General features: G+C 68.7%; 1 protein-coding gene. It reads right to left on the reverse strand.

The genetic code is table 11. From position 1 onward, the window contains the following. On the reverse strand, positions 1-1093 hold a 1093-nt coding region (locus tag IEZ11_RS50420; RefSeq protein WP_308426616.1), incomplete at its 3' end, for an IS630 family transposase. Positions 1094-1116 lie beyond the last annotated feature (23 nt).

The raw sequence follows: 1116 nt of genomic DNA on the forward strand, positions 1-1116 counted from the left end.
CCCAGCGGATGCACTTCTCGCTGCGGATCCGGGCTCGTTCACGGCGTTGTGCTGTGAGGACGTCTGGGTGGCGGGCGTTGGCGTTGCGCCAGCGCAGGTAGGCGTGCAGGGCCCGCGTCTGGGCGGTGTGGTTGCGGTGGTTGGAGTTGGCGACGGTGAACTGTCGCAGCGGTCCGAAGTGGGCCTCGATCGGGTTGGCCCAGGACGCGTAGGTCGGTGTGAAGCACAGGTTGACCTTGTTCTTCCTTGCCCAGCGGCGGATGTCTGCGCCTTTGTGGGCGGACAGGTTGTCCAGAATCACGTAGATCGGGGCGCCGTCGGGGCGGGCGGCACGGATCGACTTCAGCGCGGCCAGGGTGTTCGCGGCACTCTTGTTGCGGCGGTTGACACCCCAGAGGGTGTCGTCGCCGATCGAGTAGCACCCGTGGAAGTAGCGGACTCCGTGGGTGCGGTGGTAGGCCGCGGGATGCCGCTCGGGCCGGCCCTGCTCGGCCCAGCACGACCCAGCGGTGGGCCGGATGCCGAGCGGCCCGAACTCGTCGAACGCGAAGACACGGTCCGGGAAACGCTCCAGTACCTCCTCGATGCGGTCCAGCTTGGCGTCGCGTTCCGGGTCGGGTGATTCCTTCCATGTCTTGGTCCGCTGGAAGGTGACGCCGCGGCGGGCGAGCAGGCACCGTAACGCCTCGCGGCCGATCCGGATGACACGGCCGTGGACTTTCCGCAGGTAGGCGGCGAGTTTGCGGATGGACCAGCGGGTGAAGGGCTGGCCGAGCTTGGTCGGGCGGGTGGTGGCCGTCTGCACGACGAAGTCCTCATCGTCAGGGCTGAGCAGGCGGGGACGGCCTCCCGCCCACCGAGGGTCCAAGCAGGCCAGGCCGATCTCGTTGAACCGGTGGATCACATCCCGGACCGTGTCCTCATCGGCCTGCACCAGCTTCGCGATCACCGGGACCCGGTTCCCGCCGGCCGAGGCCAGCAGCATCATCGCCCGCCGGTAGCGCACCGAACTGGTGCTGCCCCGGCGCACGATCTGCTGCAGCTTCTGCCCCTCCTGGTCGGTCAGTCTGCGCACACGGACAGGCTCTGCCACCACACCCCCCAGCAGTCGGACCG

It is taken from the genome of Streptomyces fuscichromogenes, assembly GCF_014645815.1.
GTDB classification, from domain to species: Bacteria; Actinomycetota; Actinomycetes; order Streptomycetales; family Streptomycetaceae; genus Streptomyces; species Streptomyces fuscichromogenes.